Genomic DNA, 1,116 nt, shown 5'->3' with positions numbered 1-1,116 from the left:
AAGTCACCCATGGCCAGGGTGGTGCAGTCGAACTCGATCGGCAGGGCGCCGGCGTCTTCCATGGTGTTGTAGAAGATCGGGGCGATCTTGGTACCGAAGCAGAAACCGCCGCCGCGCTTGTTCGGCACGTAGGGGGTGTCGTCGCCGAAGACCCACAGCACCGAGTTGGTGGCGGATTTGCGCGAAGAACCGGTACCGACCACGTCACCGACGTAGGCACCCGGGAAGCCCTTGGCCTTGACCGCTTCGATCTGCTTCAGCGGACCGACGGAACCCGGCTGGATCGGCTCGATGCCGTCGCGGGCCATCTTCTGCATGGCCAGAGCGTGCAGCGGGATGTCAGGGCGCGACCAGGCGGCCGGAGCGGGGGACAGGTCGTCGGTGTTGGTTTCGCCAGGGACCTTGAACACGGTCAGGGTCAGTTTTTCGGCGACGGCCGGGCGGGCCTTGAACCACTCGCCATCGGCCCAGGACTGCAGCACGGCCTTGGCGGCGGCGTTGCCTTTCTTGGCGCGCTCGGCGACGTCGTGGAAGGCGTCGAACATCAGCAGGGTGGGCTTCAGTTGCGCGTCGGCGACTTCGGCCAGCTCGGCGCTGTCCAGCAGCTCGACCATGGTGGTGATGTTGTAGCCACCCTGCATGGTGCCCAGCAGCTCGAGAGCGCGGGCCTTGGTCAGCAGCGGGGAGGTGGCTTCACCCTTGGCGACGGCGGACAGGAAACCGGCCTTGACGTAGGCAGCTTCGTCCACGCCCGGCGGTACGCGGTTGGTGATCAGGTCGAGGAGAAATTCTTGTTCGCCGGCCGGCGGGTTCATCAGGAGTGCGACCAGACCAGCGGTCTGTTCGGCGTTCTGCGGCTGGGGCACGACGTCCTGGGCGGCACTCTCTTCTACGTGTTTGCGATAGGCTTCAAGCACAGTATTTCCCTCATCAGTGGTCCCGGAGGACGCGTATCCAGGAGACCCCTCCGATCCATTCGTCAGGCATGGTGGACGGTAATCCACTGACCTACGACGGCACCGGCGATCTCCGGGCAGAAGCTGTTTTCAAAGTTTTACGCCGGGGTGGCCGGGGACTGAAGGGGCGGGGCGCTTGAGGGAGGCGCCCAGCCCCATC

Annotated in this window: 1 pseudogene; it reads right to left on the bottom strand. The window is 65.1% G+C overall.

From position 1 onward, the window contains the following. Positions 1 to 917, bottom strand: a pseudogene (locus DVU99_RS19570) (aconitate hydratase B); the annotation flags it as partial. Positions 918 to 1,116 lie beyond the last annotated feature (199 nt).

It is taken from the genome of Dyella sp. C9, from assembly GCF_003332825.1.
Classification (GTDB): domain Bacteria; phylum Pseudomonadota; class Gammaproteobacteria; order Xanthomonadales; family Rhodanobacteraceae; genus Dyella.
This window is presented reverse-complemented; position numbering and strand designations above follow the sequence as displayed.